Annotated in this window: 18 protein-coding genes and 2 tRNA genes; 6 read left to right on the plus strand and 14 right to left on the minus strand. The window is 64.4% G+C overall.

All coding sequences use genetic code 11. The features are described 5' to 3' along the window. Nucleotides 1–76 precede the first annotated feature (76 nt). The 6 genes from ACZ0BA_RS12270 to ACZ0BA_RS12295 all read right to left on the minus strand — a co-directional run bounded on the left by ACZ0BA_RS12270 (nt 77) and on the right by ACZ0BA_RS12295 (nt 5984). The gene (locus tag ACZ0BA_RS12270; protein ID WP_463451555.1) at nt 77–1174 is read right to left on the minus strand and encodes an SGNH/GDSL hydrolase family protein; all 1098 of its coding nucleotides are present in this window, start codon (nt 1172–1174) and stop codon (nt 77–79) included. Between the two features lie 116 nt (nt 1175–1290). Continuing rightward, nucleotides 1291–1800 (minus strand): hypothetical protein, encoded by a 510-nt coding sequence (locus tag ACZ0BA_RS12275; protein ID WP_463451556.1) that lies wholly within the window; start codon nt 1798–1800, stop codon nt 1291–1293. A 51-nt stretch (nt 1801–1851) separates the two neighbouring features. Continuing rightward, entirely contained in the window at nt 1852–2097 is a 246-nt protein-coding gene (locus ACZ0BA_RS12280) for a hypothetical protein (RefSeq protein ID WP_463451557.1), read from the minus strand. A gap of 13 nt (nt 2098–2110) precedes the next feature. Further along, a complete protein-coding gene (locus ACZ0BA_RS12285) occupies nt 2111–4336 on the minus strand; it encodes a xanthine dehydrogenase family protein molybdopterin-binding subunit (RefSeq protein WP_463454746.1) in 2226 nt (741 codons plus the stop codon). Nucleotides 4337–4401: 65 nt separating this feature from the next. Then, nucleotides 4402–5430 (minus strand): FAD binding domain-containing protein, encoded by a 1029-nt coding sequence (locus ACZ0BA_RS12290; RefSeq protein WP_463451558.1) that lies wholly within the window; start codon nt 5428–5430, stop codon nt 4402–4404. Further along, nucleotides 5427–5984 carry a (2Fe-2S)-binding protein gene (locus ACZ0BA_RS12295; RefSeq protein ID WP_463451559.1) on the minus strand — a complete coding sequence of 186 codons (558 nt, stop codon included), beginning with the start codon at nt 5982–5984 and terminating at the stop codon, nt 5427–5429. Before ACZ0BA_RS12295 ends, ACZ0BA_RS12290 begins: the two co-directional genes overlap by 4 nt. Before the next feature lie 196 nt (nt 5985–6180). Between ACZ0BA_RS12295 and ACZ0BA_RS12300 the strand changes: the two genes are divergently transcribed. The 4 genes from ACZ0BA_RS12300 to ACZ0BA_RS12315 all read left to right on the plus strand — a co-directional run bounded on the left by ACZ0BA_RS12300 (nt 6181) and on the right by ACZ0BA_RS12315 (nt 9870). Continuing rightward, nucleotides 6181–7122: an isoaspartyl peptidase/L-asparaginase gene (locus ACZ0BA_RS12300; RefSeq protein WP_463451560.1), complete on the plus strand. Its 942-nt coding sequence runs from the start codon at nt 6181–6183 to the stop codon at nt 7120–7122. A gap of 45 nt (nt 7123–7167) precedes the next feature. After that, nucleotides 7168–8202 (plus strand): SDR family oxidoreductase, encoded by a 1035-nt coding sequence (locus tag ACZ0BA_RS12305; protein ID WP_463451561.1) that lies wholly within the window; start codon nt 7168–7170, stop codon nt 8200–8202. A 74-nt stretch (nt 8203–8276) separates the two neighbouring features. Next, nucleotides 8277–8867: a hemerythrin domain-containing protein gene (locus ACZ0BA_RS12310; protein ID WP_463451562.1), complete on the plus strand. Its 591-nt coding sequence runs from the start codon at nt 8277–8279 to the stop codon at nt 8865–8867. Beyond that, on the plus strand, nt 8848–9870 hold the full coding sequence (locus tag ACZ0BA_RS12315; protein WP_463451563.1) for a patatin-like phospholipase family protein: 1023 nt from the start codon (nt 8848–8850) through the stop codon (nt 9868–9870). Before ACZ0BA_RS12310 ends, ACZ0BA_RS12315 begins: the two co-directional genes overlap by 20 nt. Before the next feature lie 31 nt (nt 9871–9901). Here the strand turns inward: ACZ0BA_RS12315 and ACZ0BA_RS12320 are convergent, their stop codons facing one another. From ACZ0BA_RS12320 to ACZ0BA_RS12335, 4 genes are all read right to left on the minus strand, one after another. After that, nucleotides 9902–12121: a formylglycine-generating enzyme family protein gene (locus ACZ0BA_RS12320; protein WP_463451564.1), complete on the minus strand. Its 2220-nt coding sequence runs from the start codon at nt 12119–12121 to the stop codon at nt 9902–9904. Continuing rightward, nucleotides 12118–13695 carry a PepSY domain-containing protein gene (locus ACZ0BA_RS12325; protein ID WP_463451565.1) on the minus strand — a complete coding sequence of 526 codons (1578 nt, stop codon included), beginning with the start codon at nt 13693–13695 and terminating at the stop codon, nt 12118–12120. Before ACZ0BA_RS12325 ends, ACZ0BA_RS12320 begins: the two co-directional genes overlap by 4 nt. A gap of 12 nt (nt 13696–13707) precedes the next feature. After that, a complete protein-coding gene (locus ACZ0BA_RS12330) occupies nt 13708–15849 on the minus strand; it encodes a TonB-dependent receptor (RefSeq protein WP_463451566.1) in 2142 nt (713 codons plus the stop codon). A gap of 168 nt (nt 15850–16017) precedes the next feature. Next, nucleotides 16018–16395: a DUF2946 domain-containing protein gene (locus ACZ0BA_RS12335; protein ID WP_463451567.1), complete on the minus strand. Its 378-nt coding sequence runs from the start codon at nt 16393–16395 to the stop codon at nt 16018–16020. A gap of 177 nt (nt 16396–16572) precedes the next feature. On the opposite strand from ACZ0BA_RS12335, the gene ACZ0BA_RS12340 reads away from it, so the two are divergent. Next, nucleotides 16573–17268 (plus strand): hypothetical protein, encoded by a 696-nt coding sequence (locus ACZ0BA_RS12340; protein WP_463451568.1) that lies wholly within the window; start codon nt 16573–16575, stop codon nt 17266–17268. Nucleotides 17269–17357: 89 nt separating this feature from the next. Here the strand turns inward: ACZ0BA_RS12340 and ACZ0BA_RS12345 are convergent. Beyond that, nucleotides 17358–17450: transfer RNA gene (locus ACZ0BA_RS12345), tRNA-Ser, on the minus strand. Between the two features lie 233 nt (nt 17451–17683). Between ACZ0BA_RS12345 and ACZ0BA_RS12350 the strand changes: the two genes are divergently transcribed. After that, entirely contained in the window at nt 17684–18457 is a 774-nt protein-coding gene (locus ACZ0BA_RS12350) for a thioesterase family protein (protein WP_463451569.1), read from the plus strand. A gap of 54 nt (nt 18458–18511) precedes the next feature. On the opposite strand, the gene ACZ0BA_RS12355 is transcribed toward ACZ0BA_RS12350, so the two are convergent. The 3 genes from ACZ0BA_RS12355 to tilS form a co-directional block, all read right to left on the minus strand. Next, nucleotides 18512–18604 (minus strand) — tRNA-Ser (locus ACZ0BA_RS12355). 114 nt (nt 18605–18718) lie between these two features. After that, nucleotides 18719–19966: an aspartate kinase gene (locus tag ACZ0BA_RS12360; protein ID WP_463451570.1), complete on the minus strand. Its 1248-nt coding sequence runs from the start codon at nt 19964–19966 to the stop codon at nt 18719–18721. Nucleotides 19967–20109: 143 nt separating this feature from the next. Continuing rightward, nucleotides 20110–21543: a tRNA lysidine(34) synthetase TilS gene (gene tilS / locus ACZ0BA_RS12365; protein ID WP_463451571.1), complete on the minus strand. Its 1434-nt coding sequence runs from the start codon at nt 21541–21543 to the stop codon at nt 20110–20112. Between the last annotated feature and the right edge of the window lie 40 nt (nt 21544–21583).

A 21583-nucleotide genomic window follows, 5' to 3' on the forward strand; every position in this document is an offset into this window, starting at 1 on the left:
GTCACTTTAGAAAGTCATGCTGTTTAAGACTACGCGCCTTCCCAAGGCGAAGGCTATTGCGCCTCGGGCGTTTGGCTTACCAGTTCATTTTTGCCCGGATCACCGCAGTGAGCAGCGCGGCATTGGCCTGGTGTTGCGGGATGCGCGGGTGTCCGTTGAAGCCTGTGTACGGCAGCACCACGGTATCGATGCGGGCGTCCTTGTTTTCGTCGCGCATCTGATCGACGGCCTTGCGCACATATCCCGGCCATTTTGAACCGGGCCGGACCGCATCCATGCTGCCCAGCGCGCAGATCAGGTAAGCGTTGGGATACTTGAAACGTATCGTCTCAACGAATTTCCGGTACGCGGCCACGCGCTCGGCATCGTTCGGCACCGGCGTCAGGCGCTTCTCGCGGTCGACCAGCCAGCTGTCGTTCTGGAACAGGTTGATGACGACGACGTCCGGCGTCCACTGCTTGAAGTCCCACACGCTATCGTTGTTGCCGACCGCGTTCAGCTGGTCGTAGAAATCCGGCATCGTGAACGGGAACCAGCTGATCATCACGCCGATGCCGCTTTGCGAGATCAGATGCAGCTCGGCGTCCAGCGCGCGCGCGGTGATCGACGCGTAGGACATGAAACTGTTCTTGTCCTTGACCAGATGGTCGGGACCGTCGGCGGGCGACTCGTTGCCCATGCCGCTGGAGATGGAATCGCCAAAGAACTCGATGCGCCGTTGTTTGCGCGGCGGCGGCGCCAGCAATTGGCCGCCGTCGGCCAGCTCCAGGCCCTGGAAGACGGTGGCGCCCTCCTCGCCCTCGGAGCGCTTGGTGATCAAAAAACTGTGCGGACCTGGCGCCAGCTTGTCGGCGACGGGATAGGTTTTACTTCCCTTATCCGCTTGCACCAGCACCGGCCGCGTCAGGTCGCCGTCGATGTAGACGTCGAAAAAATTCTTGCCGAGTTGGTCGTCGAGTTTGAGGGCCAGCGTGGGGCCGGTGAAGTTGCCCTCGATATTGGTGCCGGGCCACGAAATGATGGGCGCGGCGGCGGCGCGCTGGTCGATCCGTCCCGTGTACTGCAAATTCGCGTTGTCGGCGCCGACCGTAACCGCCGCCAGGGCGTGGCTGGCCAGTAGCAAGGCGCCGATGACGACACCATTGCCCACCCGTTTTTTTAAATTTGTTAACATGCCGTCTCCCTTTTCCCATATTGTCTGCGGGGAAGCCGGGTTCGGCAATTATGATATTCACCAAGGCGACAAAGAAAAATCCCAAGCAGCTCTACGTGCACGAGTCCAGTGGACGTCTACTCGAAGTCGGCCGCGTGCAAAATCAGCACCGGAAAACCCGGATAGGTGCGGATTTTCCGCTGGCAGGCCAGTTTGATCAGCGAACGGTTAGCCTCGAACGCGGCCAGCGCCCCGCCCCCGGTCTCGGGAAACGACGCGGTCAGCGCGCCGGCCGAGATCAGCGCGAACTTGCGCGCCATGGTCGACAGCTGCACATAGAACGTCACGCGCTGTCCGTCCAGCGACAGCGACACATCCTGCAACTCGATGCCGCCGGTCGGCTGGCTCGCTGCGCAGTCGCGATATTCAAGGTCGGAGCGGCGCATCGCGCGCCGGCGCTCCTTGCGTATCAACGCCAAGTGCTGGGTTTGAAACACTTCCTCATGCAAGAAATGGTTTTCATCCCACACGCAAAACACCGACAACGCCTCCGGCCGGTCGCGATGGAAATCCGCGACGCCGACCACGATCATTTCCGGGCCGCCGAGCTTGGGCTTGACGAGGTCCCCGGACGACAACATATTCATAGATCACTCCACGATTGAAGATTAAATCGACGCCAGGTATGCCCGCCGGGGCTACGTCTGCGCCGGCTGCAGTTGCCGCAGGATTTCCATGGCGGCTTTCTCGGCCTCCTGCTCGGCCAGCGCCTCGCTGCCCAGTGCGACGTCGGCCGCCACCCGCTTCTTGGGCACGATGTTATTCATATGCATCGGGTTGTCCGACGGCGCGAAGATCGCCACATACGCGCCCCAATCGTCGCACCCCTCCAACGGCTCGGCCGTGTAGTCGATCTCGTAACCGTCCACGGTTTTTATTGGCATCGCATTCTCCAGTTTACGGCAGCATAACCTTGTTCGGCGTCATCGGCGTACTGCGCAGGCGCCGCCCGGTGGCGTGGTAAATGGCGTTGCTGATGGCCGCCGCCACCCCCACCTGGCCGATTTCGCCGACGCCCTTGGCGCCGATCTTGCTCACGATGCGGTCGTCCTCGCGCACGAAGATGACGTCGATATCGTGGATGTCGGCATTGACCGACACATGGTATTCGCTCAGGTTGTGGTTCATGAAACGCCCCTCGTGATGGTCGCAGAAGGTTTCCTCGTGTAATGCCTGGCCGATGCCCCACACCACGCCGCCAATGATCTGGCTGCGCGCCGTCTTGGCGTTGATGATACGCCCTGCCGCCACCGCGCTGACCACCCGCGTCACGCGCACCGTGCCGAACTCCGGATCGACCCGCACTTCGACGAACACCGCCGAGTGGGTGGCGCGCTGGTACTTCATCTGCTTGAGCATATTGGGCAGCATCATGTACTTCTCTTCGATGCGCGCCTCGCCGCTGGCGGCCATGATGTCGGTCAGCGAAACCGCGACCTCCGGCCGAGCGATCAAACGCACGCCGCCGGCGGCGAATTCGACGTCCGCCAGCCGCGCCTTGGCCAGCGGCGAACCGTCCATCTTGCGGGCCATCTTGAACAGCCGCTCCTTGAGCTTGTCGCAGACGCCGTCGACCGCCGAGCCGACGGTGGCCACATGCGACGAGCCGCCTTCGATCGGCGCGACCGGCAAGGTCGAGTCGCCCAGCTGGAAGCGCACGCGTTCGAGCGGCAGGCCCATGGCGTCGGCGGCGATGATGCTCATCGCCGTGTACGTGCCGGTGCCGATGTCGGTGGCCGCGCTGCTCACCACCAGGTTGCCGTCCGCATGCAGCACGGCGCTGGCGCGGGCGAACATCTGCATCGCGTCCCACATGCCGGTGGCCATGCCCCAGCCGATCAGCTCGCGCCCTTCGCGCATCGTGCCCGGCTCCAGCGGGCGCTTGTCCCAGCCGAAGCGGGCGGCACCCTGCTCGTAGCAGGCGCGCAGCTCCTTGGTCGAATATGGCAAGCCGTGGGTGGGATCGACCTCGGCGTAGTTTTTCAGCCGCAGCGCCAGCGGATCCATCTTCAGCGCGTACGACAGCTCGTCCATCGCCACTTCCAGCGCGTGCACGCCGTGGGCGGCGCCCGGCGCCCGCATGTCGATCGGCGTAGCATGGTCGAGGTCGACCAGCTTGTAGCCAAGCCGGATATGCTCGCAGGCATACAGCTCGCCCGACCAGTTGACCACCACCTCGACGTAATCCTCGATGCGCGAGGTTTCCGCAACCGCTTCGTGGATGATGGCGGTCAACTTGCCATCGGGTTCGGCCGCCAGCCGGACGCGCTGCTGGGTTTCCGGCCGGTGGCCAAAGCTGAACATCTGCTGGCGCGTCAGCACCACCCGCACCGAGCGCTCCAGTTTGAGCGCGGCCATCACCGCCAGCGGCAGCTGATATTGCGGCCGCAGGCCGGAGCCGAAAGCGCCGCCCACGTACGGATTGCGCACCGTGACCTTGTCCTTCGACAGGCCGAACACGTGCGACACATACCAGCGGCTGTTCTGCGAGCTTTGCGTTTTGTCGTAGATGGTCAGGTGGCCGTCTTCGCCGCGTATCACGGTCGAGGCGAACATCTCCAGCGGATTATGGTGCTCGACGCCGCTGTAGTACTCGCCTTCGATGCGGAAGGCGGCGTTGTCCCAGCGATCGTCCGGGTGGCCTTTGGTATCGGGCGGCGGCGTGTAGCCGGCCTTCAGGCGGCTGGGCGTGTAGGCGCGGCCGCGATGCTGCAGCAGATAGGTCTCGTGCGGTTCGACGTCGTAGTCGATCTCCACCAGCGCGGCGGCGTAGCGCGCGGCCTCGAACGTGTCGGCCACCACCAGCGCCAGCGGCTGGCCGCTGTAGAGCACCTTGTCGTCGTACAGCGGACGGAAAGGCGAACCTCCCGGCGCCGTCATGTCTTTATAGAAGATGTCGAAGGAACGGATGCGCGGGCGGTTCTCGTGCGTGATCACGTCCACCACGCCCGGCACGGCCAGCGCGGCGGCGGCACGGATCGCGGTGATGCGGCCCTTGGCGACGCTGCCGCTGACGACCACGCCGTACAGCAGCGGCTCGGCGCCGGCGTCCGGCCAGTGCTCGGCCGCGTAGCGCGCCTGGCCGGTGACCTTGTCGCGGCCGTCCACACGGGAGACGGCCATGCCGATGTTGACGTCGCCGGTGCCCTGGTCGGCAACGGGCGTGCGCAATGCTTGAATCAGATCGGTCACAGTGGCTCCTTGCCGGCGAATTCATGGGAATTGTCATGCGTGCCTTCGAGCGCCTGCTCGAGCGCGCGGATCACGGCGCGGCGCGCCATCGTGATCTTGAAGTCGTTCTCGCCATGCCCCTGGGCGCCGGTCAGCAGCAGCTCGGCCGCGTGCGCGAACGTTTCCGCGCCGGCAGGGCGGCCTACCAGCGCCGCCTCGGCAAGCGGCGATCGCCACGGCTTGTGGGCCACGCTGCCCAGCGCCAGGCGGGCGTCGCGCACCACGCCGTCCTCGCCGACGTCGAGCATGGCCGCCACCGACACCAGCGCGAAGGCGTACGAGGCGCGGTCGCGGAATTTCAGGTAGGCCGAGTGGGCCGCGAATTGTTCGGCCGGCGGCAGTTCTATATGAGTGATCAATTCGCCCGGCGCCAGGGTGGTGTCCTGTTCCGGATGGTCGCCGGGCAAGCGGTGGAAATCGGCAAAGGCGATCTGCCGCGCGCCGCTGGCGGATTCCACATGCACCACCGCCTCGAGCGCGGCCAGCGCCACGCACATGTCCGACGGATGGGTGGCGATGCAGTGCGCGCTGGCGCCGAGGATGGCGTGCTGGCGCGTCAGGCCGCCGATGGCCGCACAGCCGCTGCCAGGGTCCCGTTTGTTGCACGCCGTGCCGATGTCGTAGAAATAGTGGCAGCGGGTGCGCTGCAACAGATTGCCGCCATTGCTGGCCATGTTGCGGATTTGCGGCGAGGCGCCAGCCAGAATCGCCGCCGTCAGCAGCGGGTAGCCGCCGCGCACCAGCGGATGATAGGCGGTGTCGGCATTGCGGGCGGTCGCGCCCAGCAGCAAGCCGCCCGACGCGCTCGGCGTGATCTCGGCCAACGCCAGGCTGTTGATGTCGACCAGCGCGTGGGGGCGCATCACCTGTTCTTTCATCAGGTCGATCAAATTGGTGCCGCCGGCGATGAATGCCCGGCCCGGTTGCTCGCTGTGATACAGCGCGCCGGTCACGTCGCCGGCCTCGAGGTAGGTGATGGGATTCATGCCGGCACCGTCCCCGGCAGATACGGACGGTCCGGATTGTCCTTGCGCTCGGGCAGCCCCAGGACCTCGGTCACAGCGGCAACGATGCCCGGATAAGCGCCGCAGCGGCAGACGTTGCCGCTCATCAGCTCGCGCACCTCGGCGACGGTCTGCGCCTGGCCTTCGTTCATCAATCCCACGGCCGAACACAACTGACCCGGCGTGCAATAGCCGCACTGGAAGGCATCGTGCTCGATAAACGCCTGCTGCAAAGGATGCAGTTGGGCGCCATCGGCCAAACCCTCGACCGTCGTCACGTCCTTGCCGTTTTGCATCACCGCTAATGTCAGGCAGGAATTGATGCGTTTGCCGCCGACCAGCACGGTACACGCGCCGCACTGGCCCTGGTCGCAGCCTTTCTTGCTTCCGGTCAAACCCGCTCGCTCGCGCAGCAGGTCCAGCAAGGTCACCCAGGCTTCGACCTCGAAGCGGTGGGGCACGCCGTTGATGCGCAGGTTGACGGGATAGGTGGTGATGGCCGCAGCGGGCGGCGCGACAGTCAGATGATCGTCCATGGGGTTTCCTGAAGTGGGTAGCCCCTACTCTAGCCAGCGCACCGGAACCCGACTGTGTGTCACCGCACGGTAGCGCTGGTTTAGCGCACTCATCATCATACGTCGAATTCCTACCCCACCCTTCGACGAACGCCTACATCGCGCGCCGACCACTGCGCGCATCATGACAGTTCCGATTCCCCAGCATTGACTCCCGATGAAAGCAGCTATTTTGAACCCGATATTATCCCGGCAAGCGCCGGTTGTTGTAGCGCACGGCGGCGCCGGCGCCGATATCCAAGACCAGGATGGCTGCGAGGAGGCGTCGAACGCCGGCCTGCAGCGCTTGCGCGACGGCGCCGACGCGCTGCAAGCGGCCGTGGCCGCCGTGCGCGTGCTGGAGGACGATCCCCGATTCAACGCCGGCACCGGTTCGGTGCTGCGCATGGATGGCGTCACCATTGAAATGGACGCCTCCGTCATGGACAGCCTGGGGCGCCTTGGCGCCGTGGCCGGCCTGCGCCGCGTGCGCCATCCGGTGGAAGTGGCGCAAGCGGTGTCGGACACGCCACACTGGCTGCTGTGCGGCGAAGGCGCGCTGCGCTTCGCCCGCCACATCGGCGCCGCCGACCACGATCCGACCACCACGCAGGCGCTGCGCAAACACAGCGCGATGCTTGACGACCTGCAACAAGGCAAGCGCTTGGTTCCCGGCGAAGACAACGCCAGCTTCGCGCAACACTGGAACTATCCGGTGCCGCTGGCGCTCGCCCCGGGCCAGGCCTGCGACACCGTCGGCGCGGTGGTGCGCGACGCCGCCGGCAACTTCGCCGTGGCCGCGTCGACCGGCGGTTGCGCGCCGGCCCTGCTCGGCCGCGTCGGCGACACGCCCATTATCGGCGCCGGCTTTTATGCCGGCCCGGCAGGCGCGGTGGCCGTCACCGGCATCGGCGAACACATCGTGCGTCACCTGCTGGCGCACACGGTGCACGGCTGGCTCGCCGGCGGCATGCGCTTGACGGCGGCGTTGCAGCGCGCGTTGACCTTGTTCGATCCGGCCATCGACGTCGGCCTGATCGCCGTCAGCGCCACAGAAAGCGGCGCACGCAGCAATCGCGACATGCCTTGGTCTGCCGCGAGCGACGCACTGAAAATTTAAAGGCCACCACGGCCTTTATCCATCCTACTTTCTTCGGAGAACACTATGCCAACACGATTGAAACCGCTACACACCCAAGTCATGGTCATCACCGGCGCCACCAGCGGCATCGGCCTGACCACCGCCCGCGCCGCAGCGCGCAAGGGCGCCAGCCTGGTGCTGGCCGCGCGCGACCACGCCGCGCTCGACACCTTGGTGGCCGAACTGCGCGCCGCCGGCAGCGAGGCGCTGGCCGTGCCCACCGACGTCGGCGCGCAGAACGAAGTGGCCGCCTTGGGCCGCGCCGCGATCCAGCGTTACGGCCGTATCGATACCTGGGTCAACAACGCCGGCGTGTCCATCTTCGGACGCACCCAGGACGTGCCGCTGGCCGATCAGGAAAAACTGTTCCAGACCAACTTCTGGGGCGTGGTGCACGGCTCGCTGGTGGCGCTGGAGCTGATGCGCAACACCGGCGGCGCGATCATCAATCTGGGCAGCGAATTGTCCGACCGCGCGGCGCCGCTGCAAGGCATGTACTCGGCCTCCAAGCATGCGGTTAAAGGCTTCACCGACTCGCTGCGCATGGAAATCGAAAAGGACAACGTGCCCATCTCGGTCACGCTGGTCAAACCGGCCGGCATCGACACCCTGTTCACCGGCCACGCCCGCAACTACATGGAGAAAGAACCCGAGCTGCCGGCGCCGCTGTACGCACCCGAGCTGGTGGCCGACGCCATCCTGTACGCGGCCGAGAACATGCAGCGCGACATCTATGTCGGCGGCGCCTCGAAACTGATTTCGATGCAGAGCAAGGTCGCGCCGCGCGCGATGGACAAGTTCATGAACCTGTTTATGTTCAAGCAGCAGCAAAAGGACCAGCCGACGGTGCCCAATCGCGCCGACTCGCTGTACGCGTCCAACGGCATGGAGTTGCAGCAACGAATGGGCGGTCATCGCAGCAAAGTACATGAACGCTCCGCCTATACCTACCTGAGCACGCGCGGCAAGCCGCTGTTCATGTCGCTGCTGGTGGGCGGGACCCTGCTGGCGGCATGGAAACTCACCGCCCCGGCCGCCACCGCCGCCCGTCAAAAATAAGATCCGCATCCCCGGCGCGCAGCGCCCGCCGGGGCGATGTCCCACGGTGCAACAACTACGATAAGGAGTCAGCCATGTTCACGCTCAGCAAACTCAGCCCTACCATCACCGACATGATCCGCATGGATCACAGCCACGTCTTGCTCGCCTTCCACCAGTACACAGCAGGCGCCAAGCCACGCGTGAAAAAAGCGCTCACCACGCACATTTGCACCGCGCTGGAAATCCACGCCACGCTCGAGGAAGAATGCTTTTATCCCGTCATGCGCCGCATCAGCTCGGACCCGGTGGTCGGAAAAAGCGAGCCGGAACACGACGAGATGCGCCAGTTGATCGCCAAGCTGCGCGCCAGCGATGCGATTGATGAGCGCCACGACCGCCTGCTGATGGACCTCATGCGCATCGTCATCCACCACGTGGCCGACGAGGAAACCGTGCTGCTGCCCAGCGCCGAGAAACTGCTCGGCGCCGATGAACTCAGTGAAATGGGCGTGCAGATGTCCAAGCGGCGCCTGCAGCTGGTCGGTCGCAAGGCGGGCACGATCGCCGCCAGCGGCGTGGTAGGTTTTTCCGGCAGCACCACCGCCCTGGTTCTGGCATTGGTCGGCGGCATCGCGGCGGCACAACTGTTGAAGGGGACGTCGAATGCGCGACTCCAGGCCTAGAACGGTTAGTGTCGGCCTACAAGGAGCGGGCTCGTACGGAGCCTTCACCTGGGGCGTGCTCGACCGGCTGCTGGACGAGGACGATCTGGTCATCGAATGCCTCACCGGCAGCAGCTCCGGCGCGATCAACGCGGCAGTGCTGGCCGACGGCTATGCGCATGGCGGTGGCCGGCACGGCGCTCAGCAGGCGCTGCAGCGCTTCTGGACCGGACTCGCCGGGGCCGCCGCGTTCAGCCCGCTGCGGCGTACGTTGCTCGACCATCTGGTCGGCGGTTGGACGATGGAATGTTCGCCGACCTACCACGCACTTGAAGTGGCCGCCGCATTGGCCGGACCAGTGTTCGAGGCCCCGTTCACGCAGAATCCACTGCGCATTTTGCTGCAGAACCTGATCAACTTCGACCGGGTGCGCGCCGCCGACACCATTCCTGTGTTCATCGCGGCCACTAATGTGCGCACCGGCAAGGGGCGCATCTTCCCGCGCGAAGAGATCACCGTGCAATCGCTGCTGGCGTCGGCCTGCCTGCCGACGGTGTTTGCCGCCGTCGAGGTGGATGGGGAAACTTACTGGGACGGCAGCTTCGTCGCGAACCCGCCGCTGGCGCCCCTGCTCGACCGTGGGGCCGGCGACGTGATCGTGGTGCAGAACAATCCGGTGTCGCGCTCGACTGTGCCGCGCAGCATGGCCGACATCAGCAACCGCGCCAATGAGATCGCCTTCAACATCAGTTTCGTGCGCGAGCTCGCTACGCTCAAGCATGGTCTGGACGCGCCTGACGAGCAGGAAGGTCATGCCGTGCACGCCAACCGTTCCCGCCTTCATCTGATCAGCGGCAACGATATGTTCTCGGAATACCGCATGTCGAGCAAGTTCAACGCGGAGCTCGATTTCATCACCCATCTGCACGAACGCGGCGTGGCGGCGGCAGACGACTGGCTGCGCACGCACGCCGGCCAGCTCGGACTACGTTCGACGCTCGAGCTTGAGCGGGCGTTCGCGTAAGTGCGCCTGAGCCGGTCGCGGCAGGCAATAATCAGCCCGCAGCGTCCTTGACGCCGCGGAAGCCCAGCGCGCCTGATCGGTCCTTCGACGGCGCCATCAACAGGTATTTGCCGTGCTCGTTGAGCTTGTACGTCTGCGGAAAGTACCAATACGAGTTTTGCGGTTGGTAGTAGCTGCCGCCACGCAGCACGGCCGCGCGGGTATGGTCATCTGCGAACTCGTTGGTCCATTGCCAGACGTTGCCCACCAGATCCTCCACGCCGAACGGGCTGGCCGCCTGCGGATGCTTGCCGACAGCTTCCGGCGCGGTCAGTTCCCTTCCTTTTTCCGGCGCTGGCACCATGGCCGCGTTCCAATCGTTCCCCCATGGAAACAGACGGCCGTCCCCGCCCTGGGCGGCGTACTGCCACTCCCATTCGTTGGGCAGGCGCTTGCCGGCCCAGCGCAGGTAGGCGCGCACGTCCTCGAGCGACACCCACACGACCGGACGCTGCGCGTCGTCCGCCTTGGGGGCGCCAGCGATCCAGTGGCGCAGGAAGTTGTGCGCGTCCGCAGGTCGGTAGCCGCTGGCGTCGAGGAATTGCTTGAACTGCGCATTGGTCACAAGGTGCTTGTCAATGTAGAAGGTCTTGATCGGGACGCTACGCACGTGGTGCCGGCGCGCCACCGGTTCCCAAGGGTATTGCACGTCCAGTCCCGGCTTGTTCTCCCCTTCGATCTCGACACCATGCACCTGGAAATCGAACAGCGCGCCGGGCACCTTCACCATGCCGGGCGGCGCGGCGTGCGCCACCGGGGTAGCGGCGATGTCCACCATCTTCTGCTGTAGCGGCGTCCAGGCATTCGCGTACGATTCCAGTGGCCGCTCGCCCTGCTTGGCCAGCGTTTTCAATATCGCTGGCAGGCCTGCCACATCGACACCGGGATCAAGCCGCAACACGGCGCCGTAGCCATGCGATTCCAGCGCGACGCTCAGCTCCGCGTAACCGTTTGCCGCCGTCGGCGTCATTTCCCTGCCATCCCAGAGGTCGAAGTAGCGTTGTCCTGCCGCATGCGGGACGCGCATGACGCGTTGGTCGATACGCCAGTCGGTGCGGTTGATCAGCGTCCACAACGTCTTGCCGGGCAGCGGAAACTCGCTGGCGTAGACGCCGTGATGCAAGGTCGGCACATGCGGCCGCCATTCGCTGCTGACCAATTGCTCGGGGAAGGCGCGATAAATGGTCGAGATGCGGCGCAACGCCTCGCCGTCGCGCTGCGTGAACCGGTTCCACCAGCCCCAGACGTTTTCCCAGCTCTGCACGCCAACGCCGTTGAAGAACGCGTCCTGCAGCAACGTTGTGCGGTCGGTGGCCCAGCGGTCGCACACATGAACCTGATGGCGCGGCTCCAGCCATTTCCATTTGCTCACCAGCGGCACCGGCGACGCCGGCCAGTAACCCCAGCTTTGATTGTTGTAGGCAAGCATGCGCTCGTCGTTGAACAACAACTCCGGCTCGAGCGACATCGGCTGACCCGTTGCATCGGCGGCGGTGCGGTATTCCAGCGGCAGGCCGAACATCGTATCGCCGTTGATACCGTCGGCGCCGATCTCGGCCATCAGCCGCGCCGTCGCCTCGTGTATCGTCGTGCCGGGGTCGCGCGTGCCGGTATCCCACGGCATGGTCGGAAAGAACACCTTGACGCCGCGCGCGTGGAAGTCCTTGATCATCTGCCGGACGCCGGCCACGCCGCCAGGCAGGTCGCGCAGCATGTCCCACTGGTTGCGGTCGTCGATGCCGATGTTTGGATACACCGGCCACAGCAACACGCTGTCGATGCCGCCATAGCGCTGTTTCAGATCGTCAAGGAAGCGGTCGACGGTGTAGCGCCCACTGACCGGATCATACAGGTAGCGGTCTTCCATCATCGCCTGGGTTTGGACGAAATCCCGTTGCGTCCAGCGCAGTTCCGGCCGCCGGTACTGGGCGTCGTCATAGCCGTTCTTCGCGAGCTGGTCGGCGCGCCAGGAACGCATCGCCTCCAGCCACGGTGCGTGTTGCCCTGTGGTGTCGCGTTTCCAGTTGTTCAGGCGTGCCAGCCAGTCGGCCTCGCCGCTGTCCTGCTGATCGGGACCGAGTATCTGGCTGCCGCGCACCTCGATTTTAGGCTGCCCGGCGGCCGCGACGACGCCGGCGTTTGCCAGCAGGACGCCGGCGAGGCAGTGAACCAACAATCTGGCGGGAGCGAGGTGACTGCGGCTTGGCTTCATCGTTGGCGGTTCCGGGGTTCGACGGGTTGATAGGCGACACCACATTCTCCACTACTTGCGTTCGCCTGGGAACCGGAAACCGCCACGCTATTCCTGAGCATGACCCGCATCCGGCGCAGCGCGATGACCGCCGCCGTCATACTCAGCAGCAAGCCGCCGATGCTGAGGGCGATGATCGCCGCTTCGCGCGGCCAGGACGGCGTCAGTAACACCGGAAGATCCCAGCTGTGCAACAAGTTGAACAGCCAGCGGCCGAGGCGCTGGGCTTGGTCCGCGCTCAACTCGACCTGGCCGGTGCGCGCGTCCAGATAGACCCAGGTGCTTTCAGGATCGGAGAATACGGCGCGCAAGGCCGGCAGGCGGCGTTCATTGGCGCCATACATCGACGCTTGCTCGCGCGCGAAGTACTGCGCATCGTAGCGGGTGAGCATTTCGAACGACGTCACCGGGTACGGCGACAGCCGGCGCGCCGCCTGTTCCAGTTGCGCCAGCGGCCAGGATGACGTGACGCGCAAGCCTTCGCCGGCGGCGTCCACAATCCGCGTGTCGTTCGCGCCATCGCGCGCCAGCACGAACGGGTGGCCATTTAATACGCTCCATTCCAGCTCGCGCGGCGTGAAGGAATCGGTCCGCAAGCGCTGCAGTATCTGCGGCACCGTCTCCGCCAAGCGCAAGCCCGCCGGCGATCCGCCCTGCATCGCGATCACGTCGGGACGCGCGCCCTTTGCGCTGAAGATGTTGAACGGATTCATCGACATCAAGCCGCTGAACACCCACGTGCACAACACCAGACCGAAAACCAGCCCCAGGGTATGGTGCCAGCGCATGTAAGCCTCGCGATAAGGCGTGCGCTGACCGCTTTTGTAACGACCGCTGAAGCGCCACCGCCACACGCCGTTAACCAGCCCGCTCACCGCCGACAGCACACCGACGGCGGACAAGCCGATCAGGGTCCAAGTCCACACCGGATCGGTATGCTGCTGACGGATCATGTACAGCCAGTGCAACCAGGCGCCGACGAAGTTCCAGTAGCGCTCGGCGCGTGGCGCGTCCAGCACGACCTGGCCAGTCGAGGACGATACATAGACTCGCGTCGATGCCTCGTCGCCGAGCTCCACGATATGCAACGGCCGGTGCGGATTCAGCGCGCGCGAGTGGGTCCAGCGGTCCTCATCGACCAAGCCCAGGTAACTGACGCCGGCGCCGGGCTTGAAGCTGCCTGCGGCGACCATGGCGGCGCGTTGGTCGGCCCGTCCGGGCACTGCCCCGCTGACGGCGTCGACCGGCGTGAACCGGCCGTCGCCTTCGAGCAACAGATAGTGCGGCCGGCCGGCGATCGAGGTCAGCGTCAGCCGCTGGACAGCGGCCGGGGCGGCGCTTTTCGCCAGCGCCTGCTCCGGCGCTATACAGCAGCCCGCTTGTGGCAAAGGCGGCAGCGCGGCCAGGCGCTCCCAGGGCGTCAGCTTGGGATAGCCGACAAACAGCATCACCAAGCCGCTGACGAACCACAGTGCCATCAACAAACACATGACAATGCCGGTCCAGCGATGGAGCAGGTAAATATAACGTCGCATCGCGCCTCCCCGTCAGAAGCGGTGGTTGACGATAATGTCCGCACGCCGGTCCTGGCCGTAGAACCACTGCGTCGGCGTGTAGTACGCGGTCGTGAAATAGCGTTTATCAAAGACGTTGGCGACCCGCAGCGTCACATTGGTGGCGGCCGATATCTTCCAGCGCAAGGACGCATCGGTGACCGCGTACGATGGCAGCTTGAGCGTGTTGGCATTGTCGGCATTGCGTTCGCCGACATAGCGCAGCCCGGCGCTGGCGGTCCACGCCGGCAATAGTTCCCAATTGAGCCAGGCGTTGGCCAGACGCTTGGGCACGTCCGGCGGCGTATTGCCCGCGCGCGAGACCAGGCCGCCGCCGGATGCCTCGCTGAAATCTTCAAACCGCGCACGCAGCAGCGATGCATTGGCTTCCACGCTCCATCCCGGCGCCAGCACCGCTGTGACCGTCGCCTCGATGCCGCGTGAGCTGCGTTCGCCGACCTGCAAGCTGCGGGCCGGGTTGGCCGGGTCGCGCGTCAGCAGATTATTTTTGGTGATGTCGTAGACCGCCAGCGTCCATTCACCGCCCTGCGCGAACGCCTGCTTCACGCCCACCTCGAGTTGCCGGCCGGTCGCGTTCTTGAACTGGCTGTTGGCGCCCGACAGAAAGAACTGGGAACTGATGGGATCGGCCGCTTTGGCGAACTGGCCGTACAGCGCCAGCGAAGGCGTCAGCTGAAACACCGTGCCCAGGCGCCATCCGACATTGCTCGAGGTCTTGTCGTAGGCCAGTTTATTGGCGACCAGATCGGTGCGGCGCAAGGTCGCGTGGTCGTAGCGCACGCCCGCCAGCAGCGACCAGCGCTCGTCCAGCGCCAGCCGGTCCTCGGCGAACAGCGCATACTGTTTGGCGTCGCTGTCGTAGCGCGGGATGGTCGGCACCGGGCTGCTGAACGCCCCCGGCACCGGGTTGTACGGATCGACCGACGGCGCGTTGCCGACGTAGGTGTTGTTGATGTGCTGGAAGTCGCTGGAGTTGACGTCGAATCCGACGGAAAACTGGTTGCCCATCCCGAGCAGCTTACCTTTGAACGCGGCGTCGGTGGTGTTGCCCGTTTGTGATTGCTGGTGGTAGATCTCGGTCGCATCCGAGCGGTCGATCAGGCGCGTCGCCGGGTTGTAGCGGTACGCCTCGACATCGCGCCAATGACGGTCGCTGTCGATGTCGTAGAAGCGGCTGCGCACGCTGACATTGTCGTTCGGGGTCCAGTTCACCAGCACGTCGATCCAGCGGTCGTCGTACTGGATGACGCTGTCGGCGACGTTGTAGTTCTGTTCCGCCAATGCCGGATCGGGCTTGCCATCGATCAGCGGCGTGCCGAAGTACCTCATTGGCTTTTGCCTGCCCTTTGCCACGTCGAGCTGCACATTCAGGCGCGGGGAGATGTCGAGCCGCAACGCTCCCGAAAAGGCGCGGTTGCTGTAATCGCCCCGCTCCACCCATCCGTCGGAACGGTCTGTGCTGGCATCGACGCGGTACGACCATTTGTCGTCGATGGCGCCGCCGCTGCCGATGGCGAAGCGGCGGCTGTTCTCGGTCCCCAGGCCGGCCTGCAACTCGGTCTGTACCGCGCCGCGCGTCGGCTTCTTGGGTACGACGTTGATCACCGCGCCGATCGCGCCGTCGCCGTAGATCACCGATGCCGGTCCGCGCAGCACCTCGACGCGCTCGATGGCCCAGGTGTCGAACGGAAATGTCAGGCCGGCGCCGCCGTACTGGCGCATGCCGTCGTACAGGCGCATCACCGACAGCGTATCGGTGAAGCCGCGTGCGGCCACCGAGGAGCCGCCATTGCCGGGATGCGGCATGGCGCTGACGCCCGGTGCGCGGGTGATCGCGTCGAGCAGGTTGATGTCGCCGCGCCGTTCGAGTTGCTCGCGGGTGATGGCGTCGACGCTGGCCGGCGTGTCGAAGCGGCTCAAGTCGAGGTTGGAGCCGGTGCCGATGCTCGAATGCAGCCCGCCGTTGTCGGACCGTGCGGTGACGACGACGGTGGGCAAGGTGGCGTCCTCCGCGGCGAAGGCCAGGTTGGCGTTGGCGGACAGCAGTGGCAGCGCCAGCGCGCAAGAGATGGCGATGCGGGTGCGGGCCACGGGCGAATGGGAAATAGTGTTCATGGTGTCGGTACGCGAAATGGATATCCGGGCCGCCATGGGACGGCCCCAGGCCAGGCGGCGTCAGTGGCAGCGCCTGCCTCTATGGGCGGCGCTGTCGTTTGCGTCGATCTGGAATAACATAACATCGTGCGCGGACGAGTGTCGCCGCGTGCACGCGTTGGACGGATATCAGGTGGCGGGAGGACCGCGCGGGTTGGCGACGACCCACGAAAACAGCGGCGTCGGGGAACGGTAGAACAGCGCGGGCCGTTCCGAGGTGATCTTGAACTGGGGAAGCTGGGCCGGCGCAGGTGGCAGCACCGGGACGTCGAAGTGAACCCGGCAATAGGGGCAGTCGTTCATCACGGCCGCGCGCTTGTCGGAGCTCTCGGAGTCCGGCGACTTGGCGTAGGTGACGCCCATGGCCGAGCAGATTTCAAGCAACATCGCGTTAGCTGCGGGATCCGAAGCGAACGTCCGCGAGAACGCCGGCATCAATGCCGTCATCAGCATGGAGGCGCAGAGCAGCCATGCAAAGTACCGTCGTCGCTGTCGGGAGATGAACATTTAGCCATTTTACACCGCCGGCTTGCCGTTTGCGGCTGCATGGCGTGTTTAAAAAACAATTCCATCGGGATGTAAGCTACTATTTGGAAACAATCGACGGCATCGGGCTCGTCGGGGTTCGCGTCCAGACCCGGTACGCTTACAGGGCTTGGGTCGAAGCGGCGGCGAGGAGCGATCATGCGTTCGCGTTCACAAGAAACCAAGGCTTTTCTATTCGCACATCTCGTCCTGCTAGCAATTGTAGTTGTGGGCTTCGGCCGAACGTTTTATCTGCGTCCACTATTTTCCCCGCGCCCACTGCCCACGCTGCTGCTCTTGCATGGTATTGCATTGACACTTTGGTTCACATTGGTGGTGATTCAAGCTGTGCTGGCGGCAATGAAACTGAGAGGGTGGCATAGAAGCCTCGCTTGGTTGGCCGTGCTGGTGGTCTTGGGTACCGTCGCCACTGGAGCCGCTGTCAATATGCGCGTCGCGATGCAAGTAGATTCGGCGGCTAGCCCGGAGAACATGTTTGTGTGGGCTAACTTCATGAGCCTTGCGTCGTTTCTAATTCTTGTGTCTTGCGGCGTTGCTCGGCGAGGCCGATCTGCAACACACTACCGGCTCATATTTTTCGCTTCAGTGGCCATCATCGGCCCGGCGTTTGCGCGTTTCGCATTTTGGCCCGCCCTCGGCCTGGGTCTTTCCTTCGCCCCGATATTGGCCGGTGTCGGCATGCTTTTATTGGCACTGCTTGCGATTATTTACGATGTCGTGGCAACGCGGCGTGTGCAGCCCGCGACGCTGGCTGGCTTCGCAGGGGTTGTAGTCCCCTTGATTGGAGGTACGGCCATTGCAATGTCCGGATTCGGGTTCCGGTTGCTGCACTGAACTCATCGGCACCAAACGGAATCGAGCGACTCAGTTCCGTCCGGACAAATAAAAAAGCCTCCCGCAAAGGGAGGCTTTTTTACTGATTCTGGCGGAGACGGTGGGATTCGAACCCACGATACAGGTATAAGCCGTATGCATCCTTAGCAGGGATGTGCCTTCGGCCACTCGGCCACGTCTCCTAGTCGATTGCTCAACTATGTCCACTTGCCGTGAAGCAGCAATGTGGACGCGAGTTATGATATAGATCGGTAGCGCGTTGGTCAAGGGTACGCCCGACAAATGTAACACCGTGCGCTGGACCGGCTCAAGCCCCAGCCCGGCCGAGTTTTCGCACTTTAGCCACCATGGCTTATGATAGCGATTTGATCAACCATGCGGCCATTGTGGATCGCATCGCAAACGGACACCCCACATGGCCTACTTTACCCGCCTCAGCGATACAAACTTTCTGGCCACCGAGCACGCCGGCGGCGCCTGGAGCGTGCACGAACAACATATCGCGGCGCCGATGGGGCTATTGACCCACGTCATCGAACTGGACTGCGCAAGGCGCGGCAACGGATTCCACATCGGCCGCTTGGCGTTCGACATCCTCGGCGTGATCCCGATCGGGGAGGTACAGACCGACGTGCAGTCGCTGCGCTCGGGCCGTACCATCGAGCTGATCGAGGCGACGCTGCTGCACGGCGGACGCCCGGCGCTGCGGGCCCGCGCCTGGCTGGTCAAGCCGAACGACACGAGCGCCATCGCAGGCAGCACCCTGCGCCGGATACCGGGTCCCGAGACGATGCCGCGATGGGATGCGACCACGGTCTGGCCGGGGGGCTTCATCGCGACGATCGACGTGCATCGCGCCTCCGAGGAGCCCGGCCGGGCGGCGTACTGGGCGCGCGCCCGCCAGCCGCTGCTCGAGGACGAGCCGGTCAGCGCCCTCGCCCGCGCCGCGTCGCTGTTCGATATCGCCAACGGCATGGCCGTGCGGGCCGCGCCGACCGAGGTGGCCTTCCCCAACCTGGACCTGACGGCGCATCTGTTCGCGACGCCGCGCGGCGAGTGGCTGGGCTTTGACACGTCGGTCTCGTTTGGCGCCGATGGCCTGGGCGTGACCAGTTCGACCATTCATGACGAAACGGGGCCGATCGGCACGCTCGCCCAAATCCTGACCATCCGTCCCAACAACGGTTAAGCCGACGGTACGGACGAAAAAAAGCCCCGTTGCCGGGGCCTTTTTTCTGATTCTTGGCGGAGACGGTGGGATTCGAACCCACGATACAGGTATAAGCCGTATGCATCCTTAGCAGGGATGTGCCTTCGGCCACTCGGCCACGTCTCCCAGTTGATTGCTCAACCTTGTCCGACCGGCCAAACTTCACCAGAGCAGACGACCGCCATGGTATAGACCGGGAATGATCTGGTCAAGGAAACCAGACCAAATTTTTCGAAAAAATTAAGCCTTTTCCAGTTCGAACGCTTTATGCAGCGCGCGCACGGCCAGTTCCATGTACTTTTCGTCGATCAGCACGGAAATCTTGATCTCCGAGGTCGAGATCATCAGGATGTTGATGCCCTCTTCCGACAAGGTGCGGAACATTTGCGATGCGACGCCAACGTGGCTGCGCATGCCCACGCCGACGACCGAGATCTTCGACACTTTGGCGTCGCCGGTGATGCTGGCGGCGCCCAGTTCGGCCTGGGTGCCGGTCAGCACGTCGACCGCGCGCTGGTAGTCGTTGCGCGAGACGGTGAAGGTGAAGTCCGTTTTACCGTCGACCGACTGATTCTGTATGATCATGTCGACCTCGATATTGGCCTCGGCCACCGGTCCCAGGATGTGGTACGCCACACCCGGACGATCCGGCACGCCCAGCACGGTGATTTTGGCCTCGTCGCGGTTGAACGCGATACCGGAGATGACTGCTTGTTCCATGTTTGTATCTTCCTCAAACGAAATCAGGGTGCCAGAGTTGGCTTCTTCTTCGATGTCCAGCAACGGGTCGGTCAGCGACGACAGCACGCGGGTCGGCACGCGGTAGTTGCCGGCGAACTCCACCGAACGGGTCTGCAGCACTTTCGAGCCCAGCGACGCCAGTTCCAGCATTTCTTCGAACGTGATCGCCTTGAGGCGCCGCGCTTCCGAGACGACGCGCGGATCGGTCGTGTAGACGCCGTCAACGTCGGTGAAAATCAGGCATTCGGCCGCCTTCATGGCGGCCGCGATGGCCACGGCCGAGGTGTCCGAGCCGCCGCGGCCCAAGGTCGAGATGTTGCCGTTTTCGTCGACGCCCTGGAAGCCGGTAATGATGACGATCTTGCCGTCGTCCAGATCGCGGTTGACCTTTTCGTTGTCGATCGACTGGATGCGGGCCTTGGTGAAGGCGGAATCGGTTTTAATCGCGACTTGCCAGCCTGCGTAGGAGACCGCTTTTTTGCCGATCGCCAGCAAGGCCATCGACAGCAGGCCGACCGAGACCTGCTCGCCGGTCGAGGCGATCATGTCGAGCTCGCGTGGATCCGGTTGTGCCTGGATTTCCTTGGCCAGGCCGATCAGGCGGTTGGTCTCGCCGGACATGGCCGATGGCACGACAACGATGCGGTGCCCGGCGTCATGCCACTTGGCGACACGCCGCGCGACGTTCTTGATACGGTCCGTCGAACCCATCGACGTACCGCCGTATTTGTGCACGATTAAAGCCATAACAGTGAGGTTTCCGCTCAAATAAAGGTAAATGGAACCCTTAACTCTACATGCCGCAGTGCAAAATAACAAGTCAAAAAGCTCATAAAGTCATACCTTATAAGCATATGCACATACAAAATTCGGCAAATGCAAGGAAATTTTTATGCCGCTTGCCAACGCAGCGTGACGCGCCCCGCCCCGTCGCTTAACCGGTTGCAATCCATGCCGATGCCGGCGGCGAACAGCATCTGCTTGTCGGCGCGCACCAGCGGCAGCCGGCCGCGTTCCCAGGCGGGAATGCCCAGCGCCTGGTAGTGGTACTTGAGGCCGCGCGTCGGACGGTTGTGCGCCGGCTTCAGGCGCTCCCCCCCTTTGCGGAATTCGATCACGAGTTGTTGACCGCGCAGCCATTCCGGGTCCAGCCCGGCGCCTGCGGCAGCGTCGGCAGCCAGGACATCGAAGTGCAGCACGCCGCCGTAGGCCGGGAACGCCATGTCGCTTTCGCCGTTCCAGACAAATGAGGTGCCCGGCGTCTGGTCGAATTCGTCCTCGCGCGTGCCTTCCAGGTCGGCCAGCTTGGGCGTCAGGTGCAGGCGGTCTCGGTGGCGCCGCACGTGGCAATCCGGGTGCGTGACGAGCAACTGGGCGCCGTCGCGCGCTTCCAGCAGCTGCGTCAGCATTTCGGACAGCCAGGCGGCGCTGGGCATGCGCAGCGCGCGCGTGCCGAACCAATAGCGCAGCAAGTTGTAGCTGCGGTCGGTGCTCAAGGTGCGCAGCTTGGCGATGACGATGCAGTCGCCGTCCAGGCACATCGCCAGATCCTGCTGCGCCAGCTCGATCAGCAGCCGCTGTGCCGACTGCGCGTGCTGGGCGCTACGGGCGAAACGCTCCTGGAAGCCGGGGAAGGCGTCGGCCAGCGCCGGCATCACCTTGTGGCGCAGCGCGTTGCGGGCAAAGCGCGGGTCGTCGTTGGATTCGTCGTCGATGTGGCTGATACCGTGCTCGGCCACGTAGGCCGCCAGTTGCTTGCGCGAGGCCGGCAACAGCGGGCGCACCATGACCAGGTCGGGATTGGCCAGCAGGTCCGGCGCGGCGTTGGCGGCGTCCATGCCGGACAGGCCGGCCGTGCCGGAGCCGCGCAGCAGTTGCAGCAGCACGGTTTCGGCCTGGTCGTCCTGGTGATGGGCGGTGAACAGCAGTTGCACGCCATGCTCGCGGCACAGCGCCCCCAGCGCGGCATAGCGCGATTTGCGGGCGGCCTCTTCGGTGCCGGTCTTTTCCTTGCGCACCAGTTCGACGCGGCGCGCCTCGAACGTCACGCCAAGCGCGGCGCAGGCTTGCTCGCAGTGCGCCTGCCACGCGTCGGCGTTGGCGCTGAGGCCGTGGTGGATGTGGAAGGCGTACAGCGCGACGCCATGCGCCTGCGCGTGGGCGTGCGCCAGGTGCAGCAGCGCGGACGAGTCCAGGCCGCCGCTGAGCGCGATGGCGATGCGCCCGCCCTCGCCTTCCGTCTGCGCCGCGCCGATGCGCGTCAACGCGGCGTCGGCGGCTTGTTCGAAAATATGGGACAGGGTCGGGATTTGCTGCTTCTTCAAGTGCTGCTCCAAAATGCAAAACCGGGAGCAGCGCTCCCGG

Source organism: Duganella sp. AC917 (assembly GCF_979258245.1).

What these genes read in the sequence shown, in the direction of transcription:
- ACZ0BA_RS12270 (WP_463451555.1), bottom strand. Translation starts at nt 1,174, where the DNA reads ATGTTAACAAATTTAAAAAAACGGGTGGGCAATGGTGTCGTCATCGGC.
- ACZ0BA_RS12275 (WP_463451556.1), bottom strand. Translation starts at nt 1,800, where the DNA reads ATGAATATGTTGTCGTCCGGGGACCTCGTCAAGCCCAAGCTCGGCGGC.
- ACZ0BA_RS12280 (WP_463451557.1), bottom strand. Translation starts at nt 2,097, where the DNA reads ATGCCAATAAAAACCGTGGACGGTTACGAGATCGACTACACGGCCGAG.
- ACZ0BA_RS12285 (WP_463454746.1), bottom strand. Translation starts at nt 4,336, where the DNA reads ATGGCCGTCTCCCGTGTGGACGGCCGCGACAAGGTCACCGGCCAGGCG.
- ACZ0BA_RS12290 (WP_463451558.1), bottom strand. Translation starts at nt 5,430, where the DNA reads ATGAATCCCATCACCTACCTCGAGGCCGGCGACGTGACCGGCGCGCTG.
- ACZ0BA_RS12295 (WP_463451559.1), bottom strand. Translation starts at nt 5,984, where the DNA reads ATGGACGATCATCTGACTGTCGCGCCGCCCGCTGCGGCCATCACCACC.
- ACZ0BA_RS12300 (WP_463451560.1), top strand. Translation starts at nt 6,181, where the DNA reads ATGAAAGCAGCTATTTTGAACCCGATATTATCCCGGCAAGCGCCGGTT.
- ACZ0BA_RS12305 (WP_463451561.1), top strand. Translation starts at nt 7,168, where the DNA reads ATGCCAACACGATTGAAACCGCTACACACCCAAGTCATGGTCATCACC.
- ACZ0BA_RS12310 (WP_463451562.1), top strand. Translation starts at nt 8,277, where the DNA reads ATGTTCACGCTCAGCAAACTCAGCCCTACCATCACCGACATGATCCGC.
- ACZ0BA_RS12315 (WP_463451563.1), top strand. Translation starts at nt 8,848, where the DNA reads ATGCGCGACTCCAGGCCTAGAACGGTTAGTGTCGGCCTACAAGGAGCG.
- ACZ0BA_RS12320 (WP_463451564.1), bottom strand. Translation starts at nt 12,121, where the DNA reads ATGAAGCCAAGCCGCAGTCACCTCGCTCCCGCCAGATTGTTGGTTCAC.
- ACZ0BA_RS12325 (WP_463451565.1), bottom strand. Translation starts at nt 13,695, where the DNA reads ATGCGACGTTATATTTACCTGCTCCATCGCTGGACCGGCATTGTCATG.
- ACZ0BA_RS12330 (WP_463451566.1), bottom strand. Translation starts at nt 15,849, where the DNA reads ATGAACACTATTTCCCATTCGCCCGTGGCCCGCACCCGCATCGCCATC.
- ACZ0BA_RS12335 (WP_463451567.1), bottom strand. Translation starts at nt 16,395, where the DNA reads ATGTTCATCTCCCGACAGCGACGACGGTACTTTGCATGGCTGCTCTGC.
- ACZ0BA_RS12340 (WP_463451568.1), top strand. Translation starts at nt 16,573, where the DNA reads ATGCGTTCGCGTTCACAAGAAACCAAGGCTTTTCTATTCGCACATCTC.
- ACZ0BA_RS12350 (WP_463451569.1), top strand. Translation starts at nt 17,684, where the DNA reads ATGGCCTACTTTACCCGCCTCAGCGATACAAACTTTCTGGCCACCGAG.
- ACZ0BA_RS12360 (WP_463451570.1), bottom strand. Translation starts at nt 19,966, where the DNA reads ATGGCTTTAATCGTGCACAAATACGGCGGTACGTCGATGGGTTCGACG.